Raw genomic sequence first — 21,647 nt, forward strand, 5'->3', positions numbered from 1 at the left:
TGCCGCTGGACGGGGAGGGGCGCTGGCACCGCTTCCACGCCCTGTTTCGGGACCTGTTGCAGCGGCGGCTGCGGCAGCGGGACGACGGCGGTCTGGAGCGGACGTTGCAGCGGCGGGCGGCGGACTGGCTGGCCGCGGACGGGCAGGTGGAGGAGGCGGTGCGTCTCTACCTCGCCGCCGGTGAGGACGACGCCGCGGCCCACGTGATGGAACAGGCGCTGGCGCGCGAAATGGGCCGTGATGTGATAGCTGCGCCGCCCGGATACCTGCTCCGTCTACTGCCGGTTGAACTGATCCGCCGGCGCCCGGGCCTTTCCCTGCTCGAGGCGCGTCTGGGGGCGATGCTCCTCAACCCATCCGCGCTGGCCGCGAGCCTGGCCCGTGTTGACGCCCTGCTGGCCGAGCCGGAATATGCCGCTGCGCCACCGCCCTGGCCCAGCTTTTTCGGTGACCTGGCCGTGCTGCGCGGGACCCTGCGCGGCTTGCAGGGCCGCCCCGCGGAGGTCATTGCCCTCATGCAGGAGGCGCTTACCCTGCAGCCGGTTCCGGTGCTCGTCGGGCAGGCGCTCCTGTTGATGGGGCGCGCCTATGCCGCCGATGGCCGCTATGCCGAGGGTGTGCGACGCATCCATCAGGAGTTGACTGTCCCGACGGTCAAGGGCAACCCGCAGCACGCCGTGCACTGCTACGCGAGCCTGTGCTCGCTGCATAGCATCGTTGGCAGCATCGCCGACCTGGAGCGCGACACCGCGAAGTTGGCCAACGCAGGGATGGCCCTCCGGCCCTCTGAAAACTACTACGGCTACGTCCACAGCAATCTCGGACGAGTGGCCTATGAACTATCGCGCCTGGAAGTGGCGGCTCACCACTTCGGCATGATCGCGCAGCACAGGTACTATGCCACTACACCAATTGCGCTGGGTGCGATGACCGGCCTGGGCATGATTGCCGCCATTCAGGGTGATTATGCCACGGCCGAGGCATGGCAGCGTGAAACCTGGGAATTCGCCCATGAGCTTGGCACGCCGTATGCCCGCCATCAGGCGCTGGGGCTGGCGGTCTGGCTGGCCCTTCGGCGCGACGACCGCCAGACGGCGCTGCGGCTTGCGCGGGAGATTGAGCCAGATATCCACGTAGGCGCGTATGGGTGGTTCGCCTTGCAGCCGCCGCTGGTCATTCAGGTGCAGACCTTGATCACCGCTGGCGACCGGGAAGAGGTGGCCCGGGGCGAGACGCTCCTCAAGCGCCTGCGCGCCGCAGCCGAGGCGTTGCACAACATCCGTCCCCTGGTGGCCATCCTGGTATGCCAGGCGCTGCTCTTCCAGGCCCGCGGCCAGCGTCGCGAGGCGCGCGGGAGCATCGGGCGGGCCGTCGAACTGGCCATGCCTCGGGGCTACCTGCGAACATTCGTTGATTTTGGCCCGGCCATCGCCCCTTTATTGCAACTCCTGGCTGGTGAGGGCATCGCCACGGTCTACCTGCGACCCATTCTGGCCGCGCTCGAACCGTCCGCCGTAAGGCCCGGTCACGTTGCCGGCCCGGAGCAGCGCCCGCGTCTGCCCGAGGCCCTGTCGCGCCGGGAGCGCGAGATTCTGGCCTTACTGGCCGAACGCTGGTCGAACCAGGAAATCGCCGAGCGTCTGCATATTACGCTGAACACGGTGCGTAAGCACACCAGCACGATCTACAACAAACTCGGCGTGAGCGGCCGTCGCGAGGCCGTGGCCGTCGCGCGGACGCTCGGTTTGCTGCCGGGTCAATAGAAATGGGGAAACCTGGTTTCCCCACGCCCCTGCTCCACGGTTAGAAAGCTGGTCGCCTATCGCGATCGCGGATTGCGCAAGGCGCGTCCGGACACTCTTGAATTCGCCCCGATGTATGAACGGGTCGCCTGGCACCGCGCTATGAACCCTGAATATGTCGATGTCCTGATCGTCGGCGCCGGTCTCTCCGGCGTCGCTGCCGCCTACTATCTGCAGACCCGCTGCCCCGCGAAGCGCTATGCCATCCTCGAGGCCCGCGCTACCATCGGCGGCACCTGGGATCTGTTTCGCTATCCTGGCGTGCGCTCCGACTCGGAGATGTACACCCTGGGCTATAGCTTTCGCCCCTGGCGCGAAAAGAAAGCCATTGCCGATGGGCCGAGCATCCTGCGCTACATCCGCGAAACCGCTCGCATCTTCGGGATTGACCGGCGCATTCGCTTCCAGCATCGGGTGCGCCGGGCCTGCTGGTCGTCGGAGGATGGCCGCTGGACGGTCGAGGTGGAGCGCGGGCCAGAAGAGGCGCCGCTGCGCCTCACCTGCGCCTTTCTATTTATGTGCAGCGGCTACTATGACTACGCGCGCGGCTACACCCCCCGCTGGCCGGGGATGGAACGCTTTGGCGGGCGGATCGTCCATCCGCAGCAGTGGCCGGAGGATCTGGAGTATAGCGGGAGGCGCGTCGTGGTCATCGGCAGCGGCGCCACTGCGATTACCCTCGTGCCGGCCCTCGCCGAGGGCGGGGCCCAGGTGACGATGCTCCAGCGTTCCCCGACCTATGTGCTGACCCGGCCCTCGGAGGACGGCGTGGCCCTTGCGTTGCAACGCCTGCTCCCTCCATCGCTGGCTGCCCGGGCCACGCGCTGGAAGGCGGTGCTGGTCAACACCTTCTTCTACTACCTGGCGCGCTGGTTTCCTACCGCCACGAAGCAAACAATCATCCGCATGGCCCGCCGGGAGCTTGGCCCCGGCTACGACGTCGCCACCCATTTCACGCCGCGCTACAATCCCTGGGACCAGCGGCTATGCCTGGCCGCCGATGCCGACCTATTTCGCGCCATTCGCTCGGGCCGGGCGACGGTCGTCACCGATGAAATCGCCACCTTCACCGAGACGGGCATCCGCCTGTGTTCGGGGCGCGAGCTTGAGGCCGATGTGATTGTCACCGCCACCGGGTTGGTGATCAAGCTGATGGGAGGAGCGGAACTGGTGGTGGACGGCCGGCCGGTCAATCTCGCCAGCACCCTCAGCTACAAGGGCATGATGTACAGCGACATCCCCAATCTGGCTTCGGCCTTTGGCTACACCAACGCCTCCTGGACGCTGAAGTGCGAATTGACTGCCGCCTATGTCTGCCGCCTGCTCAACTACATGGAACGCCATGGCTATCGCCGGTGCACGCCGCGCCAGCGCGAGCCGAACCTCGCGACGGTTCCAGCGGTTAACTTCACCTCGGGGTATGTGCTGCGCGCTCTCGACAGCCTGCCGCGCCAGGGGGTCAAACAGCCGTGGAAGGTCTACCAGAACTATCTGCTCGACCTGCTGAGCCTGCGCTTCGGTCCCGTCAACGATGGCGTAATGGAGTTCCGTTGAACACCGTGCACGCGCATCATCGCCCCGTCTCTTTGGAAAGCTCTATCCGGCAATCCAACATCCACAATCCGCAATGGCATTATTCCTCGCCTCGCTGCTGGATCAGGCGGTGCTGCTCAACGATCACCTGAGCCATGCGAATGTTGACCGCGTCAATCATTTTGCCGTCGAGGCTGACGACGCCGCGGCCCTGGGCCACGGCCTGGGCATAGGCCCGCAGCACCGCCTCGGCGCGCGCCACCTCCGCGGCTGATGGCGCAAAGACGCGGTTGATGATCTCCAACTGCCCGGGGTGGATGGCCTGCTTGCCGTCGAAACCGAGGGCGCGGGCGGCGCGGCTGGCCCGTTCCAACTCTTCAGGCGCCTGCAAACCGGCGAAGGGGCCGTCGAGACAGCGCAGGCCGTGCGCCCGCGCCGCAGCCACAATCGCATGCATTACTGCGTGCCAGCGATGGCCGGGGTAGGCTGCGTCATGCTCATCGCGTTCACCCACATTTGCCAGGGGCGCCCGCAACCCTGCCGCGTAGTCGCCCGGACCATAGATCAACGTCTCCAGGCGGGGCGAGGCCGCGGCGATCTCGCGGATGTAGAGAAAGCCCCGCGCCGTTTCGATCTGCGCCTCAATGCCGATCCGTCGCGACAGACCACGGGCCAGTTCAATCTGCGTAAGCAGCCGGTCCACGAAGGCGATATCCTCGGGACCGCTGACCTTTGGCACCATCACCAGGTCCACGTGCTCGCCGGCCGTCTCGATCACCTCAATCAGGTCGCGGTACGCAAAGGGGGTGTCCAGGCCATTGATGCGGAAGGAGCGCAGGCGCGGCCCGAAGTCGAGTTCGCGAAAGGCGCGGGCCACATTGGCCCGGGCGCTGTCCTTGTCGGCGGGGGCGACGGCATCCTCGAGGTCAATGCACACCGCATCGGCGGCGCTGCGGGCCGCCTTTTCGATCATGTTCCAGCGCGATGCAGGTACGAACAATTCGCTGCGCTGGAGCCGGCCCGCAGCGCCAGCGTGACCGGGATACTCGATCATAGGCTGTTTCCTGTCCATTTGTCGGCGTAAGCGCGCCACCGGGCGCCCACGCCCGTACTGTGTACAAACAGGGAAATCTAGATTCCCCGTGTCTCTGCCCGTGGGGAGGCCCGGCAGCCAGGCGCCTGGCTGCCGGGCAGCGCAAACCTCTGGTTTGCGCGCAGAATCGTCTGCAGTCACGAACGGAAGAAGTCGATCACTGAACTGCGTTCTTCCTCACTGGGCATTAGTTCGATGAAGGTAATGCGATGCCAGGGAAAGATCACCGCCTGCACCCCGGCAGCTAGGTAGCTGACCGGCTTGCCGTCGCGCTTGCGCATATTAAAGACGCGGATAAACTGGTCGCCCGGCTGAGGTTCGGCCTCGATCTCCGCCAGCAGCGGATCTTCGCCGGTCAGATGCAGAATGACAGTCTTGGCCACAGATGACGCTCCTGAGATGACGAGCGGCGCCTACGGGAGCATCCGCGAGAACGAAGTCCTCCCAGGCGCCCTTCGGATGACCGACACCCATTTATCCTATCTCGAATCGCAGCAGCAGCGTGCCGAGTTTCAATTCATCGCCCGAGCGAATGGGGAAGGGTTCCTGCGGCGGCAGGCGTCGCCCGTTCACGAACGTGCCATTGGCGCTGGCCAGATCTTCGATGCAATAACTGCCGTTTTGCAGGGAGATCATCGCGTGGCGGCGCGAGACCCCGGCATCGTAGCCCCCATCGAGGCCGAGATCCACGTCGGGGTAGATCCCGCGCTGGTTATCTTTGCGGCCGATGAGCAGGGTGTCGCCGGCCTCCAGGGTGATGCGCCTGCCGCTGTTGATCACCACCAGGGTAAAGGTTGGCGCCAGGCTCTCGGCTGGCGCGTCAATCACCAGCGGCTCGTTCATCGCGGAGGCCGGTTCTTCCCCCCTGGCCGCCGCGGCCCGATTGAGGGAAGCGGTGGTCTCACGGCGCTGCGGGTTGCCCAGCAAACTGGCGCCACACTCCGAGCAGAAAATTGCTCCGTCAAGTTGTTGCGCGTTACAGTGAGTACATCGCTGCATGCCTGCCTCCCTCGGCGGACTGGCGGGCGAACACAGGTTCGCTGCGCCAGTCGTTCGTATTTCGGTGCGGCTTTTTGGGTTAGACCATCTCTCAAAAGGGATTACGCTTGCGTTACGGTCTTGTACCGGCCCGCCCCCTCCCTGACCTTCCCCCGGCGGGGGAGGGTGGGGGAGGGGGCGGAGTTGCCGAAAAACTTCGTTCACAGAGTACTGAGTAGTCTGTAAAGTAAGTTTCCTGGTGTTTGTCACCCCAAGCGGAACGAGGGGTCTACGGCGCCAGGAAGCGGAAGATGCTTCGCTTCGCTCAGCGTGACAGGGCGAGCGAAATCCGGAACACTTAATTCACAGACTACTCAGTCCTGTCCCTCCCCCGGCCCCATCAATCCGCGCGTGCCATACTTAATGCGTTTGCGCCCTTCGGCGCTGGCGATGCCTGAGCGCAGCAGGCGGGTGGCTTCCTCCTGCACGGTGCGCGCGAGTTCGGTCTCCCCGGCCTCGAACAGGCGCGTGCCCGCCATTTGCAGGCGGCGCGTGGCCTCCTCGATCTTTCCCTCGGCGACGTCCTGCCATGCGCTGGCCTGCAACCGGTAGGCCACCAACCGTTCCAGCCAGTGCTTCACGGTTGGATCGACCTCATATGTCACGCTGTCGGCGGAGCGCACGGCGACCCGCAGGACCAGTTCGCCGTGCTGCTGCATCAGGTGCATGGCGGGAAGGTTGTAGGTCAGGTTCAAGCGCAGCAGAGGGTGGTCGCCAATGCCGAGAGAGGGAACGACGACTTCGAGCAGCAGGGCCTGTGGATCGGCGCCGGACCAGTCGCCCAGGGGCGCGTTCCAGACCAGTTCCCGTTCCTCCAGCGCCTGCACCTTGCCGATGAACGGGCGCACCCGATCCACTGAACGGAGCAGCGCGCCGGGGCGCAGTTCGCAGCGCAGGGTCATATCCTGCGCGAAGGTGGAGGACATGCGCCGGACTTCATCGGTAAAGATCGCGCCGATCTCCGCTGCCGAAGTGATGAACTGGGTGCGGCTGCTCTCATGGGCGGCCATGGTTTCGAGCAGGTCTTCGTTCCACTCGTTGCCGATGCCCAGGGCCGTCAGGCCGATGCCGCGATTCTGGGCGCGGCGGGCGATTTCGACGCAGCGGCCCTCGTCGCCGTAGGTGCGTCCATCGGTCAGCAGGAGAATGCGGCTCACACTCCGACCCAGCACCGGTTTCTGGATCTCCTGAAGCGCCAGGGCCATGCCCGTAGCCATCTCGGTGCCGCCAGCGGCCTCGATCATACCGATCTGGCGCTTCAATTCATTGCGGTTGCGAACCCGCTGCGCCGGAATAACGACTTCGGCGCGATCATTGAAGGTGATCAGGGCGAAGTAATCATCGGCATCGAGCATCTCCACAATGCGCCCGGCGGCCTCTTTCACCTGCTGAAGCCGTTCGCCGCGCATCGAGGAGCTGCGATCAATCACCAGGCAGAGGTTCAGGGGCAGCTTCGGCAGGGTCGCCGGCAGACCCTGGGCCGTTAGTTCGAGCAAAGCGTAGAGCAGTTGCGGCTCGTTGCTCGCGGCGAGCACATTACGACTGAGGGTCACGCGAAGGGCGATGCCTGGGCCCATAGTCACTGCTCCGTGCGCGGCAGGGTTACTACGATTGCCGAGATATTGTCGTCGCCCCCGGCCAGATTAGCCAGAGCGACCAGTTCGTCGCAGGCGTCCTGGGGCCACTGGCACTGGCTCAGGGTCTGTTCCATAGTTGCCTCGTCCACCAGGCTCCACAGGCCGTCGGAGCAGAGCAGCAGATGCGAACTCTGGCCGACAGGCTGGTAGATGAAGTCTACCGGCACATGCGGCTGCTGCCCGACGGTGCGGTACAACTGGTTGCGCAACGGGTGCTCGCGGGCTTCCAGGGGATCGAGCTGGCCAAGCTGGATGAGCCGGCCAACCGTCGAATGATCGGTCGTCAGGGGCCGCAGGCCGCCTGGTTCGTAGAGATAGGCCCGGCTATCGCCCACGTGGGCAATATAGAGACTATGGCCAACGAGGAGCGCGGCGGTGCAGGTGGTGCCCATGTCGCTGCCCAGGGCCTGCGCCGCGTCCCAGACGGCCTGGTTGGCGGCCTGCACCGCCGAGATCATGAGCGGTTGCAGGGCCTCGGTGGCGTTGTCGTCGAGGGCGGGCAGAAGAAGCTGGCTGAGGACATAGTTCACCACAGTGCGGACGGCCATGCGGCTGGCCAGTTCGCCGCCCTGATGCCCGCCCATGCCATCGGCGACGATGAACAGCCCGATGCCGACATCGCCATTCTCACGGGGGAGTGAGGCCAGCATGGCAAAGCTGCTGTCCTGATTATTCTCGCGCACCCGCCCGACGTCGCGGGCCACGGCAACGGCGAGACCCTGCAGGGAGCGTCGCGCGCACACCGCGGGGGCGCTACTGGCATCGAGGTAGTGGGTCGAAGGCTCCGGGCCGCTGTCGTCGGCATCGGGAGGCGGTTGCAGGGGCAGGGTGGGCGTCTTCGCCGGATCAGGAGGCGCTTCCGGCAGGGGCGTCGCCTCTTGCGGCGGAGCGACTTCAACGGGAGAGGCGTCCTCACTGGTCCACCAGGGCGGCTCTTCTGGCGGCGGGTCGGTGATAGAGCGAGGCTCGTTGCTCCCGCTCGCGGGGTGGTTGGCATCGTCGGGATAGAATAGCTTGCCAAAGTGGATCATGACAACTCCGACCGCGTCGAGACAATCTTAACCTTGACAGCCGGTTAGAGGAGAGCGGGGACGCCGGGGTTCTTCATATCCCTGCCCGGAGGCCCGGACGGGCGAAACCTGTCCAGAAACGCTCTTACTCCACCGGCACTCATGCTTTCAACGCATAGATCTTCTGATCCATTGAGCCAATATACACGATCCCTTCGGCGATGGCCGGCGAGGAGACCACCGGACCGCCGGTGGGATATTTCCAGATCAGGTTGCCCTGACCGGCGTCAAGGCAGTACACACAGCCGTCCACAGCCCCGAAGTACACCCGGCCAGCCTCTACCCGCGGCGAGGAAGTGATCTGGCTGCCCACCTCATACTTCCAGGCCAGGCGTCCCGTCTTGGCGTCGAGGGCGTAGAAAAATCCGTCTACACCGCCAACAAAGACGCGAGTGCCCACCACGCACGGTGAAGAATTCACATAATGACCGGTGCGGAAGCGCCAGGCTGGCCAGCCGCCTTCGGCGTCCAGCGCATACAGGTTCTGATCAAGCGAACCGACATAGACCAGGCCCTCGCCGATAGCCGGCGAAGAGCGCACCGGCATCTGGGTGCGCTGTTTCCACTTCACCCCGCCGCTGCGCGCATCGAGGCAGTAGACGTGCCCATCGTCGCCGCCGATAAAGATCGTCTGCCCGGCGATGCATGCCGACGAGCGGATTGGGTTCCAGGTGCGGTACTTCCAGATCAGCGTGCCGCGCAGCCCATCGAGGGCATAAATGTGCTGGTCATCGGAGCCGATGAAGACCACCCGATCCTCGATCCGCGGCGATGAGCGCACCGGTTTGGAGGTGCGAAAAGTCCAGCGCAGACCGCCGCGGCGCATATCGCAGCAGTAGATCGCGCCATCCTCGGAACCGACAATGACGTTATCCTGCCAGACCGCTGGCGACGAACTGATGCCCGCCTCGGTGGCATACTTCCAGCGGAACTCGCCGCGCCCGGCGTCGAGAGCGTAGAGATTATGGTCATACGAACCGACAAAGAGCATGCCCCCGGTGACGCAGGGCGAGGAACGCACCTCATCTTCGCAGGCAAAGCTCCACACCAGGCTGGTGCTGGCGGCGCCCTTGATCGCTGCCGGCGCCGTGGCGCGAGGGGCGGCCGGCGTCTCGCCGATGCCTGGAACGGCCAGCAAGGCTCGTTTCAGCTCCTCGGCGTTCTGCCAGCGGGCCTCCATATCATACTCGATGGCCTTGACGATTAACGCCTCCATTTCCGGCGAAACCGAGGGGTTCAACTGGCGGATGGGACGCTCGTGGAAGGTGAAGGGCGTTTCCAGGCGCGGATCGGTATTAGTGAGCAGATGGTGCAAGGTGGCGCCGAGAGCGTAGATGTCCCCTACTGGCTCGGCGATGCCACGGTACTGCTCGGGGGGCGAGTAACCCTCGGTGCCGATCATGGTGCCCTTGCGATCGCTGCGATTCAGGGTGCGGGCGATGCCGAAGTCAATCAGCACAATGCGATCATCTTCGAGCACCATGATGTTGGACGGCTTCATGTCGCGGAACACGATCGGCTGGGGTTGGTGATTGTGGAGGTAGGCCAGCACATCGCAGATCTGCACGGCCCAGCGCCCCACGCGGACTTCGTCGAGAGGTTTGCCCGCTTCTTCGAGCACTGTCTCCAGGTCCTTGCCCTTAATCAGCTCCATGACCAGGTAGACGCGCCCATTTTCCTCGAAGAAGTCGTAGACCTTGGGAATGGCCGGATGTTGCAGGGTCGCCAGCAGACCGGCCTCGCGCTCGAAGTTCTTCAGATTGAGCAGGCGGGTGTGCGAGTCCGGGGCGCTCTGGGCCATTTCTTTGACCGCGCAGTAGCGCACCACGTCCTTGAAACGCAGGTCCCGTCCGCGGTAGACCAGGCTCATCCCGCCGATGCCGATGGCCTCTTCAATCTGGTAGCGCCCCTGGAGCACGGCGCCGGGGGGCAGGAGCGGCATCGCGGCAGAGTTTCGGGGCGTGGGGGGATGTGCGGCGCCGACCTTCTCACCGGCAGCGCGGTTGGAATCAATGGCCCGGGCGCCCTCATCGGCGGCAGTATCGCCGACGAATGTTCGAGTTCCCTCCTCGGGGGGTGGAGCGGAAGCGCTTTCGGCTGGCGGAACGCTGAAGGCTTTCGTGCCGACTTTCTTGATCAGACCCATCGTCAACCTCTGCGGGCCGGGCGAGCCTGCGCCACAAATGAAGGAGGGAAATGCATGCGTATAGCTACACTGCGAACCATTATAGTGACGGAGCGTACCAGTTGGCAACTGTCCGGCTGATTACGCCGGTACAGAGACGGTCAACTCAAAAAATCCGCAATCTAACATTGCCCTAGGCAATGACCGTGCCCTGGCCGGCGAGAGCCGCGCTGACGCATCCGGGACGCCGCGCGTCGCCGAGCACCACCCGGCGCACCCCCTGCTCCAGCGCCTCCTGCGCGCCGAGGATCTTCTTGCGCATACGGCCCTCGGCAAAGGCCAGGTTGGCTTCAATCTCATCGCGAGGGATACGGGTGATCAGGCTGCTCTCGTCGGGAAAATTGCGCAGCAGGCCCGGCACATTCGAGAGCAGCAGCAGCGTCTCGGCCTCCAGCGCCGCGGCGATCGCCGCCGCCGCGCGGTCCCCGTCAACATTCAGGGCCTCGCCCGCCTCCGAGCAGGCCAGCGGCGCCACTACCGGCAGGTAGCCATTGTCGAGCAGCATCCGCAGCAGCGCCGTGTTCACCCGCTCGATTGCGCCCGTCCAGTCGTCGCGGAGCAGTTTCTGCCGCCCATCTTCGACGATGCGAATGGTCGCCTTGCGCTTGCCCTCCAGCAACCGCCCGTCGAGGCCGCTCAGGCCGATGGCGTTACAGCCGCGGCGCTGCAACCGTTCGACCAGCCCCTTGTTGACCAGCCCGCCCGTGGCCATCATAAACAACTCCAGGGTGCGCCGGTCGGTGTAGCGGCTGGTGTAGCCGCTGGGGGAGGTTACGAAGCGCGGCGGGTGGCCCAGCGCTTCGCCGAGCCGGTTGGTTTCATCGGAGCCGCCGTGGACCAGCACGAGCCGTTCGCCCCGGGCATGGAGGGCGGCCAGGTCGTCGCAGAGGGCCTCGTAGTTGTTGCCGGCGCTGCCGCCGACTTTGATTACGTTCATAGTGCGCCTCGAACCCTGTAGTGGGAGCGGAAGCCGCCGGCTTCTGTTGTTCTTTATAAGCCGCGGTCTACCGATGCAAAGCACGCCGTCACGGGCTACACTGTTAAAGATCTTTAGCCCCTCCGGGTCCTCCCTCTCTGCACCAATCAAGATATACTGAGAGGGCGCAGCCTGCCCGGACAATGCCATCCAGGGCGTAGGTTTTACGCCGCCGGTCTGGCTTAATCATATCCGAGGAACCCGTAGATGTCCAAACGACTGAACCGGCGCCCCGTCGCTCCGTTGCTCGTGCCGGCCCTGACGTTGCTGCTCTCGGCCTGCATCGCCGCTCGCGCCGCGCCCCCGCCGCCCACGATGCCCGCCCCCTCTCCGACCGCGCGCGCTACGATTGCCCGCAGCCTGGCGGCCCCTACCGGCGGCTCATCGCCGACGCCCGCGCCGGCGCCGGAGACGAGCACGACCGCGCCCCTCGCCACGCCAACTCCTCGCCCTCCAGGCACGCCGCCACGGGTTGGTCTTCAGGCGGGGCACCTGCGCGCCGACGAATTGCCCGAGGAGCTGGCTCGTCTACGAACCTCAACGGGCGCCCGTTGGGGCGACGTTACCGAGGCAGAACTGAACCTCGCCATCGCCAACCGCGTCAGGGCCTTGCTCGAAGCGCAGGGCGTGGTCGTAGACATCCTGCCGGCCACTGTGCCGCCGGGCTACGACGCCGACGCTTTTATCGCCATTCATGCCGACGGCTCCGGCAACTCCGCCGCCCGAGGCTGGAAGCTGGCCACGCCCTGGCGCGCCTCCGCCGCCTCGCGGGCGCTGATGCAGGCCGTAGCCGCCTCCTACGGCCCCGCCACGGGTCTCCCGGAAGACGGCGGCGGCGTTACCTTCAATATGAAGGGCTACTACGCCTTCAGCTACCGTCGCTACCAGCACGCCATCGCTCGAACCACGCCAGCGATCATCATCGAGATGGGCTTTATGACCAGCGCCGCCGACCGTGCGGTGCTCTTCGGGCAGCCTGAGCGGGTGGCTCGTGGCATTGCCGAGGGTGTGCTTGCCTATCTGCGCCAGCGCAATCCGAACGACGGCGCAGCCCTGCTGCCGCCTGAGTACCCGGTGATGCGCGCCGTGGCGACGGGCGCGCTGGTGCGCGCCGCGCCCCGCAACGACGCCCGCGTCCTGCTGCGAGCCGGAGAAGGCGCACGCATCGTGCCGTTTGATAAGCTCGATGGATACTATCAGGCTTTCGTGCGCGCTGGCGACGCGCGGGTGGTTGGCTGGGTGCGCGAGGATGAACTCATCGCCACGAATGAGCAACCGATCTTCCCAACGCCCACGAACCCGTAGCGGGTGAAGCGGCGGGTGCGAGCAGCGAGGCGCAGCGGGATCTAATTACTCTGTGAACGACTTTTTCGGCATCTCCGCCCCCTCCCCAACCCTCCCCCGCCGGGGGAGGGAGTCCGGCTCCTCCCCCAAACGGGGGGAGGCTGGGAGGGGGGCGGGAATGCCAGGAAACTTCGTTTGCAGACTACCAGGTAGTCTGTGCATTCAATTTTCCGGCATTTCGCTCGCCCTGTCATGCTGAGCGAAGCGAAGCATCTTCCGCCTCCTGGTGCGACAGATCCCTCGCTCCGCTCGGGGTGACAAACACCGGGAAACTTAGTGCACAGACTACTAATGAAGATGAAGAAAATAGTCCAGTATTCCTGGACGCTGCGGGCTGAAGCCCCGGCTGAGGTCATGAAAGCCCCTCCGGGGCTTCCACGTCCTGAGCGATGGCTTTAGCCCGCAGCTCAGAGCACGCGCGACGTGATAGCGCCAGGATACCGGATTCATTTCTTAATTCTCATCAGATCACCGCCGCGTAATTGGCAGATACAGGCTCTCTCCCGCCAGATTCGCCCGGGGAGCAGTAAGGGGGTCGCCGAGCAGCGTGAAGGTGCTGCCGGTTTCCTGGCAGCACGCCGACGCTGTGAACAGTTCCAGGTGGCCGGCCAGCGTCAGCGCTCCCAGGGGCGCGGGCCGCGGCGCGGCCCACAGCGCCTGGTAGAAGCCCCGTTGCAACGCATCGTGGCCGTAGAGCACCCCCAACCCGGTCGAGCTCCAACTGGCAATTGCCCCGCCGTCGGGTCGCACGACCAGGCGCTCATCAATTGACGTGCCGGTGAATGCCGGGGTCTGGAAGGCGCCGGTAAGACAGGATAACGCCAGCACGACCGGCAGCCGCCCGGTATTGCGCAGGTCGTCCACCTCGAACAGACCCAGGAGGTACTGCCGATCCTGCGGGGCGTCGGGCTGCAGCGGCGGCCCGGTATAGGCCCACTGGAACTGCAAGCCGTGGCCGAGGAAGGTGATAAACGCCGCGCCATTGTCAAAGGCGCCCATCGTGCGGCTCAACGCCGCCAGCGGGTCGCGTTCGCGCCAGGGGTCGCCCGCAGGCGCCTCGGGGTCGTAGTAGACCCGCGTGATCCGCGCCCGCGGCGAGTGGAGGGCAATACTTTCCTCCGCAGCAAGGGCGAAGTTGCCGCCGATGTCGGGGTTATCGGCGATGTAGGCCAGGCGCGCCCGCCAGCCGCCCAGCAGGCCGCTGCGCTCATACGCCAGGATCTTCGCCGCCAGGGCCGCTGTTTCTTCAACGCTCTTGGAGGGTAGACGCCCCAGCCACATATCCGGCAGGCGATCGCGAAGCGGGTCATCGCCCTGGAGGCGGACGAAACAGGTCTCGCAGGCCGTTTCGCCGAGCCAGGGGTCAACCATAGCCAGGTAGGGAGGGATCCAGGTGCGGTTGTTGCGTCCGAGGTAGTTGCGCGGGTCGGAGGCGCCATCGCCGACCAGCACGACGGCCGTCGGGGCGGTCTCCCAGCTTGCGGCGGCATAGCGCAGGAAGCTGCGGATCGCCTCCGGATGCACCTCCCCGCCGCTCCAGGCATCGTAGAGGGCTTCGACCGCCACGGTCGCCACCGTCCACCCCTGGGCGCGGCGGTGGGCGATGAGCGGCTCAAGCGCTTCGAGAAAGGCCCGCGGCGCGATGTACACTGTCTGCGCGTTACGGGGCAGGGTGACGGGCGCATGGGCCGCTACCGCGGGCCGGTGCAGCGTGCCCGGCCCGGTGACCAGATAGGTGCGGGGCGCGGGCGCGTTGTCCTCGAAGGCGGCCCCGCTAAAGTTCAATCGCGCGGGCGCCCGCGGATCACTTACATCATACAGCGTCGCGCCTGAGGGCAATCCCTCGAGCTGGTAGCGGAAGCGCCCGGCGCTGCCCACGAAGCGGGCGCCGTTGCCGCGCAGGTCGAGGCTCACCGGCGCCTCCCATGCCACGCCGTCCAGGTGCACCTGGTCGGCGCCTCTCTCAGGTAGCAACCAGACCGTCACCTGGGTGGCAAAGGCCGGCAGACTCACCCGTTCCGACCAGGTTCCCCGGCCGCTCCAGCGGGCGATGCCTTCTGGCTGCCCGGCGGTGGCGCAGGGCCGGTAGGAGGGGTCGGCGGGAGGCGCGCCGGCCCGCGCGCAGAGCGTAAAATCGCCGCGCCGCAGGGTTGCGCCCTGAAGGGTGAGGGTGAGCGGCCCGTTCGGCGGGAGCACGGGGGTAATGGCGGCGATCACGCTATCCGGCGGGTTTGGGGGCGATGCCACGCGTAGATCGGCGCTGAAGAAGTGATCGCCATCAGGACCGGGAAGGCGACTCTCGAGGATCTGATTGGAGCGCCAGATACCCTGTTCAATTGCAGTGGTGCGGAGCGGCGCGTCGGTAGCGGTGGCATCGCGAACGGCCATAAGCGCCCCGGCGCCCCGGCCCGCGGTCAGCCAGAAGGTGGATGCGGCGTTCCAGCGATCGCCCGGCTCGGCGTAGAAGCGCAGGGCCGCCGGGGTGCCGTCGGCGGCGCGCAGGATCTCCACGGGAACATCGCGTCCTCGGTAGCGCAGGCGCAGCGTCGCCGGATCGGCCTGGGCCAGGTTCAGCCCGGCGGCAGCCAGGTCCGCTGCGGTGAGTTCCTGGATGCCGGGCGCGGTTACGGTGATCTTCCAGGCCGGCTCGCCGGCCAGCGGGTCGGGCGCAGGGGCCCCGGTCGTGAAGGGCCGCGCCTCCAGTCGCGCCAGGGCGCTGATGTCAGCCGGGCGCGCGCCGGGAACAAGCGCTTCGGCCACTTCCACCCGGAACGCGGCGTCGCCGGCCACGTAGACCGGGTTGAGGGCATACACGCCCAGGCGCTGATCGCGCAGCCATCCTTCGCGGAGCAGGGTAATCGGCCCGGCGGCCACAGGGAGCGTTGCAAACTCCGGCAGCGGCGGGTACACCTCGCCATCCGGATGGGTCCGGACAGGCAAAGGGGCGCGGTCCGGCGCGTCGCCGCTCCACGGCGTCTGTTGCAGCCTGGTCAGTCGGGGAGCGGCATCACCTTCGGCAGGCAACAGCAGCGCGACCAGTGTTGAAGCCGGGGGCGCCGCGGAGGCTGGCCCGGGCCCCTCCGGCCACTCCAGGCGCAGCGTAACGCCGTCTGTGCCGGCCAGTGCACCGGCGCGCGGGCCGGGAGGCTCGGACCGGGCGGTGATCAATGCGGGCGCCTGGACAACAAAAAGCAGAGCCAGGACGATCGAGAGGAGGGCTGAAAGGGGCGTTTTCATGTCGTTTCCTGGCGTTGGTCTAATATCATTTTGGATTGCGGATTTTGGATTTTAGATTGCGCTGTATGGTGTTCTGATGGGGCCTGGCGATGATACGCGGGCAAGGTGTTCAACAGGAAGTGGCATAAGGATAATGTCAAAACGTCGGAGGAGGGCGCGGCTCTCCTTGAGCCTCCCATACAACAACAGGATGTTGCCGGGATTCTGCTCCAAAAGGCCGCGCCGCCTCTGTCATCCCTCATCCCTTCAAATTGCAGGTCAGGAACGCGCCCCGGGTCGCGCCCTGCGGCGCACCAGCAAGCTCCCCGCGATCAGCATCAGGCCAAGCATGATTGCCAGGGCAGGCAACACCCCGTCATTGCCTGACGAAGTGCCGGGCAATGAGGCTGGCGGCGGGCTGCCCAGGGCTGCCGAAGCCTGATTGTTGTTCGGGTTAGCGTCTGGACTGTTGCTCGACACGCTGGCCAGGTTCCGATTGTTCGGCGGCCGGGGCGCTTGCGTCACCCGCGCCACGATACGGACGGTGATCGACTCGCCCGGCGCCAGCTCGCCAATGCTCACCCGGACGGTGTTTCCGCTCACGCTCACTTCACCCCGATCAGCCGTCGCCGACAGGATCGTCAGGAAGGAGGGAAGCGTGTCCTCGACAACGACGCCGGTTGCCACACTGCCGCCAATGTTCGAAACGACGATCGTATACGTAACATCGGCCCCTACTACGCCAACCTGCGGATCAACCGCTTTGCTGATCGCCGGATCGGCCAGAACCGCCGGCGTGGCTGTTAGCGATGGCGTAGGCGTCGCGGTCGGGGTCGCAGTTTGGGTTGCAGTCGGCGTTGCCGTTGACGTGGGCGTATCGCGTGGGCGCTCCTCCTCTTGCGGTGGCGGAGGGCTGGTTGGCGTCGCGGGCGGCGTCACCGTGGCCGGGGGCGGCGTCACCGTGGCCGGGGGCGGCGTCACTGTGGCCGGGGGCGGCGTCGCCGTGGCCGGGGGCGGCGTCGCCGTGGCCGGGGGGAGCGTTGCCGTCGGTGGTTCCGGGGTGCGCGTGGCCGGCTCTCCAGTAGGGCTCTCGGTAATGAGCAACACCGGCGCTGCCACGGCAGGCATGCTCTGGCGCGGCAACAACCCCCATCCGACGAGCAAGATTCCGATGAGGAAGAGGAGCGCTCGCCCAGGTGCAGCCTTCATTGTTGACTCCTAGCGCTGGTGAAAGGTTCCTTGTGCGTACGATACAGATTAGGATCTCACCTGGATACAGGCTATTGTACGGGTGAGGGAAAACCGGGTTCTGCGCACCCCCGCCCGACGTACTGGCGCTATCCTAACATCCCTTGCTGAAAAGCAATGCACATAGCAAGGTTCTCAACTAAGTATGGACGGCTGAAACCTTATTCTGGTCACGGTGCGCCGGATTGGCAATGCCTCTTGACGGCGCGAAGGCCCCGGCGTAGGATCGCCCACAATAGGCTGTCCAGGTCCTCACCCTCCCCCAGCCCCCTCCCTCTCCACCTCTTGTGGAGAGGGAGGGGGCGCCGGGCGCAGCGAGGTAGAGGAACACCCTCTGACGCCGATTGGACAGACGCGGGGCAGACCGATTTCCCCGCGCCCCTGCTGGAGAGGAAATCGCTTGAACCTCGTTCCAACCCGCCACGGCCCCTTGCACTATCTGGACGCGGGATCAGGCCCGCCGCTGATATTACTGCATGGCAATACCTACACCGCGGCTACACAGGCTCGCCTCGCGGCCCGTTTTGCCGACGAGCACCGGGTCATCAGCGTGGACCTGCTCGGTCACGGTCGCTCGGCGCGGCCCGAGGGGCTGTTTACGACGCGCTATTTTGCCATGCAGGGCGAAGCCATGGCCGATTTCCTCGGCGCAATGTTCGACGCGCCCGTGCCGGTGTTCGGCATGAGCGCTGGCGGCATCACCGCCCTCAACGCCATCTGCCATCGCCCTGACCGCATCGCGGCCCTGATCCTCGATGGCGTTTTTTACCAGGTAACCACGGCCACGGTGGACGCCCATCACCACAGTACTACGAACATGTCACCATCCTGGCACCGTTACATGCGCGCCCAGCACGGTGAAGACTGGTGGCCGCGTCTGAACGCCGGCGTCGAGTATGCTATCGAACTCATGGCCGCTGCGCGCACCGTTGTTGCTCCCTGCCTGGAGGCCATCCACGTTCCGGTGCTGGTGTTCCAGGGAGGCCGGGACCCGTTCGTGCCGAACGCGCAGGCGCAGATTATCGTGGCGGGTATCCGGGGCGCGCGGCTGGTGTACGAGCCCGAAGCCGGGCACCTGCTGTCCTGGCGCAATCCTGCTGCCTTCCGCGAACGGGTGCGACGCTTTCTCCACGACCACGGGTTAGCGCCATGAAGGTTGCCTATTTCGATTGTTTTCACGGCGCCGCGGGAGACATGCTCCTCGCGGCGTTACTGGACGCCGGGCTGGAAGTCGCCGCGCTGCAAACGGCCCTGAACGGGCTGGGTCTCGACGGGTATACTCTCACTGTCCGACGCGCCCTCAGCCACGGCGTGATGGGCGCCCGACTTGAGATTGCCACACGCGAGGACCAACCTCCGCGCGACTGGGCGCAGATCCGCGCCCTGCTTGCCGCAGCGGACCTGCCCTCGCCAGCGGGAACCTGGGCCATAGGCGCGTTCGCGCGCCTCGCCCGGGTCGAGGCCGCTATTCACGGCGTGCCGGTTGAGCATGTGCATTTCCACGAGATCGGCGCCGTTGACAGCATCGTTGACACCGTCGGCGTCTGTGTCGGGCTGGCCCTGCTGGGGGTCGAGCGCGTCTACGCCTCGCCCTTGCCCCTGGGACGGGGCTGGGTGCCGACGCAGCACGGCCCGCTGCCCGTGCCGGCGCCGGCCACTCTGGCACTTCTGGCCGAGGCCGGCGCGCCGGTGCTGCCCGCCCCGCCCGGCAGTGACGGCGAACTGGTTACGCCCACCGCCGCGGCGCTCCTGGCCGAACTCGCCCGCTTCACGCAACCCCCGATGATCGTGCGCAGGGTTGGCTATGGCCTGGGCCGCAGGGAGTTTCCCCGGCTCAACGGCCTGCGAGTCTGGATCGGCGAAGCGTACCCGGACTCCGGCGCTGAGCCGGCGGCAACCGGCGGCAACTCCTCCGGCCATCCTGAAACGCTTTACGAACTGCGCTGCAACCTCGACGACGCCACCGGCGAAGGGGTCGCCTATGCCATCGAACGTCTGCTCGCCGCCGGCGCCCTCGATGCCTGGGCCGCGCCCCTGGTTATGAAAAAGGGCCGTCCGGGGCTGCATCTCGCCTGTCTGGCTCGCGCGGAACAGGTGACCACGCTCGCCGAGCTGATGCTCCGCGAGACACCAAGCCTGGGGGTGCGCTGGTCACCCGTGGAGCGCCAGGCGGCCGCTCGCGACTGGGTGATGGCATCCACCCCCTGGGGTGCGGTGCGGGTCAAGCGCAAGCTCCTCAACGGTGCGGTCGCAGGTCTGGCCCCTGAGTACGAGGACTGCGCCGCCATCGCCCGCGCCCACAACATCCCGCTGGCGCAGGTATATGCGGCCGCCGTCCGGGCCGCCGAGACGTCGGGGTTGGAGGAGGGCGCCAGCTAGTGCAATCCGCAATCGAAAATCGCTCTATGCCTCGCGCAACAAGGCCAGCGTCGCCTCAACTACATGACGGGCGGTGAGGCCGTAGCGCCTGAACAATTCCTGATAAGGCGCCGAGGCTCCGAAACGATCCACGCCCAGAGCTATGCCACGAGGTCCGAGATAGCGTTCCCATCCCAGGGTGCGCCCCGCCTCAATCGCCACCCGCACCGTCATAGCGGGCGGCAGCACGCTCTCTCGGTAATCGCGCTCCTGGGCCTCGAACAGCTCCCAGCAGGGCAGGCTCACCACCCGCGCCGCGACGCCGCGCTCGGCCAGCAGATCGGCGGCCTCGAGGGCCACGGCCACCTCGGAACCCGAGGCGATCAGCAGGGCCTGCGCCCCTTCGGCGTCACGCAGCACGTAGCCGCCCCGCAGCGCGCCCTCCGCCGGCGCCAGCCGCTGGCGATCAAACGTGGGCACATTCTGGCGGGTGAGCACCAGGGCCGTCGGGCCGTCGCGCCGTTCGAGGGCGTGCCGCCAGGCCATGCGCACCTCGTTGGCATCGGCGGGCCGGAAAACGTGCAGGTTGGGGATGAGCCGCAGCGACATCAGATGCTCGACCGGCTGGTGGGTGGGGCCATCCTCACCCAGGCCAATGCTGTCGTGGGTGAACACGAACACCACCTGCAGGCCCATGAGCGCCGCCAGCCGAATGGCCGGGCGCATGTAGTCGCTAAACACCAGGAAAGTGCCGCCGTAAGGAATAATCCCACCGTGGAGCGCCATCCCATTGAGCGCCGCCGCCATGGCGTGCTCGCGCACCCCGAAGTAGATGTTGCGCCCGGCGAAGCTCGCGCCGCTCAGCGGCGCCGCGCCCTTGAGCGTGGTGTGGTTCGAGCCGCCCAGGTCGGCCGAGCCGCCCAGCAACCCAGGCACGACCGGCGCCAGCGCGTTCAGCGCCTGCCCGGAGGCCACCCGCGTGCCCTTAGCCTGCGGGTCGGGCGCGAAGGGTGGGAGCAGCGCCTCCCAGTCGGCGGGGAGCGCGCGGCTCTGCATCTGTTCCCAGAGGGCCGCCAGTTCCGGGTAACTCGTCCGGTAGCGCGCCAGGAGCGCGGTCCACTCCCGCTGGCGCCGGTCGCCCACCTCCAGCACCAGATGCATGTGCTCGTACACCGCCTCGGGCACGTAGAAGGCCGGTTCGAGGGGCCAGCCCAGGTTGGCCTTGGTCAGCCGGGCCTCTTCAGCCCCCAGCGGTTCGCCATGGACGATGTGCTTGCCGGCCTTATTCGGGCTTCCGTAGCCGATCACCGTGCGGGCGATGATCAGCGAGGGCCGGCTGCGCTCCGCCCGCGCCTCGGCCAGCGCCTCGGCCACCTCGGCCATCTGGCGCCCGTCCACGTGCAGCACCTGCCAGCCATAGGCGGCGAAGCGCGCGGCCACATCCTCGGTGAAGGTCAGTTCGGTCGGGCCATCGAGCGAGACCAGGTTCGAGTCGTAGAGCGCAATCAGTTTGCCCAGTTGCAGGTGCCCGGCCAGACTCGCCGCCTCGTGGCTGATGCCCTCCATCAGGTCGCCGTCGGAGCACAGGACATACGTGTAATGGTCAACGATGGGAAAACCAGGTCGGTTGAAACGCTCGGCGAGCCAGCGTTCGGCCATGGCCATTCCCACCGCCATCCCGAACCCCTGCCCCAGCGGGCCGGTGGTCGTCTCCACGCCGGGAGTCAGGCCATATTCGGGGTGGCCGGGAGTTTTGCTCTCCCACTGCCGGAAGGCGCGCAGGTCGTCGAGGCTCAGGTCGTAGCCGCTGAGGTGCAGCAGCGCATAGAGCAGCATTGAGCCGTGCCCTGCCGAGAGCACGAAACGATCCCGATCCGGCCAGGCGGGATCGGCGGGGTTGTGCTTCAAAAAGCGGGTCCACAACACATAAGCGGCGTCGGCAATGCCCAGCGGCAGCCCTGGATGGCCGCTCTTCGCCGCCTCGATCGCGTCAATCGCCAGGGCGCGGATCGCATTCGCGCAGAGCCGGTCAATCTCAGCCTGCCCCAGTTCTCCTGCGCCCGTCTCGTTGGTCATACGTTGCTCCTTGGTGACAGTGTGGCTATGACCTGAGCATTATAGCACCGCGGCTCGCTGCTTCTCGTAGC

At 66.3% G+C, this 21,647-nt stretch carries 15 protein-coding genes; 5 read left to right on the forward strand and 10 right to left on the reverse strand.

The window, feature by feature from the left end; genetic code table 11:
* A partial coding sequence (locus NZU74_07235; protein ID MCS6881111.1) for a LuxR C-terminal-related transcriptional regulator occupies positions 1 to 1,763 on the forward strand: 1,763 nt, incomplete at its 5' end.
* 141 nt (positions 1,764 to 1,904) lie between these two features.
* A complete protein-coding gene (locus tag NZU74_07240) occupies positions 1,905 to 3,356 on the forward strand; it encodes an NAD(P)/FAD-dependent oxidoreductase (protein ID MCS6881112.1) in 1,452 nt (483 codons plus the stop codon).
* Positions 3,357 to 3,435: 79 nt separating this feature from the next.
* On the opposite strand, the gene NZU74_07245 is transcribed toward NZU74_07240, so the two are convergent.
* The 7 genes from NZU74_07245 to NZU74_07275 form a co-directional block, all read right to left on the reverse strand.
* Positions 3,436 to 4,389 (reverse strand): CoA ester lyase, encoded by a 954-nt coding sequence (locus tag NZU74_07245; GenBank protein ID MCS6881113.1) that lies wholly within the window; start codon positions 4,387 to 4,389, stop codon positions 3,436 to 3,438.
* A gap of 176 nt (positions 4,390 to 4,565) precedes the next feature.
* Positions 4,566 to 4,811: a hypothetical protein gene (locus tag NZU74_07250; GenBank protein MCS6881114.1), complete on the reverse strand. Its 246-nt coding sequence runs from the start codon at positions 4,809 to 4,811 to the stop codon at positions 4,566 to 4,568.
* Positions 4,812 to 4,902: 91 nt separating this feature from the next.
* Positions 4,903 to 5,427, reverse strand: a complete 525-nt coding sequence (locus NZU74_07255) for an FHA domain-containing protein (GenBank protein ID MCS6881115.1) — start codon at positions 5,425 to 5,427, stop codon at positions 4,903 to 4,905.
* Positions 5,428 to 5,780: 353 nt separating this feature from the next.
* Positions 5,781 to 7,043 carry a VWA domain-containing protein gene (locus tag NZU74_07260; GenBank protein ID MCS6881116.1) on the reverse strand — a complete coding sequence of 421 codons (1,263 nt, stop codon included), beginning with the start codon at positions 7,041 to 7,043 and terminating at the stop codon, positions 5,781 to 5,783.
* A 2-nt stretch (positions 7,044 to 7,045) separates the two neighbouring features.
* Positions 7,046 to 8,134 carry a protein phosphatase 2C domain-containing protein gene (locus NZU74_07265; protein MCS6881117.1) on the reverse strand — a complete coding sequence of 363 codons (1,089 nt, stop codon included), beginning with the start codon at positions 8,132 to 8,134 and terminating at the stop codon, positions 7,046 to 7,048.
* A gap of 139 nt (positions 8,135 to 8,273) precedes the next feature.
* Entirely contained in the window at positions 8,274 to 10,319 is a 2,046-nt protein-coding gene (locus NZU74_07270) for a serine/threonine-protein kinase (GenBank protein MCS6881118.1), read from the reverse strand.
* Positions 10,320 to 10,491: 172 nt separating this feature from the next.
* Positions 10,492 to 11,295, reverse strand: coding sequence for a [LysW]-aminoadipate kinase (locus NZU74_07275; protein MCS6881119.1), 804 nt, complete (start codon positions 11,293 to 11,295; stop codon positions 10,492 to 10,494).
* 246 nt (positions 11,296 to 11,541) lie between these two features.
* Here NZU74_07275 and NZU74_07280 point away from each other — a divergent pair, with 246 nt between their 5' ends.
* The gene (locus NZU74_07280) at positions 11,542 to 12,639 is read left to right on the forward strand and encodes an N-acetylmuramoyl-L-alanine amidase (GenBank protein MCS6881120.1); all 1,098 of its coding nucleotides are present in this window, start codon (positions 11,542 to 11,544) and stop codon (positions 12,637 to 12,639) included.
* 507 nt (positions 12,640 to 13,146) lie between these two features.
* Here NZU74_07280 and NZU74_07285 read toward each other — a convergent pair.
* Positions 13,147 to 15,915: a C25 family cysteine peptidase gene (locus NZU74_07285; GenBank protein MCS6881121.1), complete on the reverse strand. Its 2,769-nt coding sequence runs from the start codon at positions 15,913 to 15,915 to the stop codon at positions 13,147 to 13,149.
* Positions 15,916 to 16,173: 258 nt separating this feature from the next.
* Complete coding sequence (locus tag NZU74_07290) at positions 16,174 to 17,103, reverse strand: DUF11 domain-containing protein (GenBank protein MCS6881122.1); 930 nt, start codon at positions 17,101 to 17,103, stop codon at positions 16,174 to 16,176.
* Positions 17,104 to 17,542: 439 nt separating this feature from the next.
* Between NZU74_07290 and NZU74_07295 the strand changes: the two genes are divergently transcribed.
* The gene (locus tag NZU74_07295) at positions 17,543 to 18,295 is read left to right on the forward strand and encodes an alpha/beta hydrolase (GenBank protein ID MCS6881123.1); all 753 of its coding nucleotides are present in this window, start codon (positions 17,543 to 17,545) and stop codon (positions 18,293 to 18,295) included.
* On the forward strand, positions 18,292 to 19,521 hold the full coding sequence (gene larC, locus NZU74_07300; protein ID MCS6881124.1) for a nickel pincer cofactor biosynthesis protein LarC: 1,230 nt from the start codon (positions 18,292 to 18,294) through the stop codon (positions 19,519 to 19,521). Before NZU74_07295 ends, larC begins: the two co-directional genes overlap by 4 nt.
* Positions 19,522 to 19,545: 24 nt before the next feature.
* Here larC and tkt read toward each other — a convergent pair whose 3' ends face one another.
* Complete coding sequence (gene tkt / locus NZU74_07305) at positions 19,546 to 21,576, reverse strand: transketolase (protein MCS6881125.1); 2,031 nt, start codon at positions 21,574 to 21,576, stop codon at positions 19,546 to 19,548.
* Positions 21,577 to 21,647 lie beyond the last annotated feature (71 nt).

The organism is Chloroflexaceae bacterium, assembly GCA_025057155.1.
Lineage (GTDB): Bacteria > Chloroflexota > Chloroflexia > Chloroflexales > Chloroflexaceae > JACAEO01.